Below are 1618 nucleotides of genomic sequence, written 5' to 3' on the forward strand. Positions count from 1 at the left end.
TGTTCTGCGGTGCGTCGCTTTGGTGGTCACCGCTGCCCCTTTTGTGTGGAAGGTGTGTTTGATGGTTTTGGGTTTGTGGTCCAGTACAGCCGGTGGTGGTGTTGGTGCCGGGCGAGGCTCCGGGTTGCCCGGGCGCGGTGTTCCGGGGTTACTGCCCCGATTGTGGGGTGTGGTGTTGGCTGTTGCGGTGACATTGACATTGTTCGTTGTCGTGGATGTCGCGGCCGGGCCGGCCGCGAACGCTACCCCGCCGGTAGTGGTCCCGACGACCCCACCGCGGGTCACTGATGCGAACAACGTCCGCAGGATCGGATTCCCGACCCTGCCGGGAACGAATGTTCCGCAGTTCGACGCGGTGGAGGTCTACCCCGGGATCTGGATCGCTAACCACAACGACCCCGGCGGTTCCTGGCGAAGATTCGGCGCGAGCTGGGGGCCGTTTGATGATGAGGTGGTGTGGCAGCGTAATGTTGATCTGATCACCGCTGACCTGGACCGGTTATGGTCCACCGGGTCGGGTAAGACCATCATGAAAGTCGCTGGAACCCTGGAACCCACCGGGGGGAACTACAACCAGTGGATTGATCACAGCGGCCGGGTCGTGCCCGCGGGAACAGCGAACCCGGAGATCGGGGTGGTCATCTTCCCCACCCCCGGGGCGAGCGCTGAAGCAGGTCCCCTCAACGAAATCCCTTCCGGGAGCGCCTCCTTGGTTGCCTACGACCCGGCCGCGGTTACCAGTTACCGTGACATCGATACGGGCGCTGTAATAGGGAGTGACCCGGTCCAGGCTCTGGGGCACGAACTCATCCACGCCGCAGATTCCAAGGCATACACCAACCCACGCGGCCCCGACGGCAAGCGTCTTGAGATGGACGCCCCCTACAGGGTCTTTCGGGGCGGTACCCCGGAGGCCCCGACCGGGCCAGCAGAGACGTTCACTGCGCCTTTGGATGCCGCTGAGTTCCTGACGGTAGGTGGGAACTCTGAGATGACGTTGCTGATCAATCATTTGAAAGCCCACCCCACGCTCTCACCCATCCCTGTTGAAAAGCTCTCCATCACCTCCCACCCGTGGCGGAACCGGGCGGCTGCACAGGTTTTGAAGGAGGTTAACACCGCGGGCGATGCGTCACCGGAGTTGTTGGAGCGGGCGAGGTTGATCTCGGAGTGGGCGATGGTGAATCCGACGGAGGTGAAGATCGGTACGGCCCTGGAAACAGGTGTCCGCACCCGGTACATGAACGGCTACTACCGAGGCGCTGATGGAAAAATCGTCAAGCCGCCTCGTTTTACCCGTGATCCGGCGGCGGGTGTGTTGACGGCGGAGGATCTGGCGAACCCGTACCAGTCGTCGAAGCTGCGCCCCGTAGCGCCGGTCGCGGTGCCGGTGTGTGGTGCCGGTGCTGGCGCTCATGCCTCGTGTGCTCCTGATGTTGCTGAGTCGAAGACGATGAGTGAGGAGGAGGTGAAGGCGTTTGAGGAGGACGTGAAGACCCGTTCGGAGTTGGAGAAGGGCCGGTCCTCGGAGAGCGTGTTTTTTGAGTCGTTGTCGGTGGAGGATTTGCAGGTTCTTGCCGGGTCGAGTGTGACGGGTTCGGCGGAGATGGTGCGGGGC

At 62.7% G+C, this 1618-nt stretch carries 1 protein-coding gene; it reads left to right on the forward strand.

Annotated elements, in window-relative coordinates:
- Positions 1–61 precede the first annotated feature (61 nt).
- On the forward strand, positions 62–1618 hold a 1557-nt coding region (locus tag ACFUOZ_RS21345), incomplete at its 3' end, for a hypothetical protein (RefSeq protein ID WP_377552040.1).

It is taken from the genome of Paenarthrobacter sp. NPDC057355 (assembly GCF_042667405.1).
GTDB lineage: Bacteria > Actinomycetota > Actinomycetes > Actinomycetales > Micrococcaceae > Arthrobacter.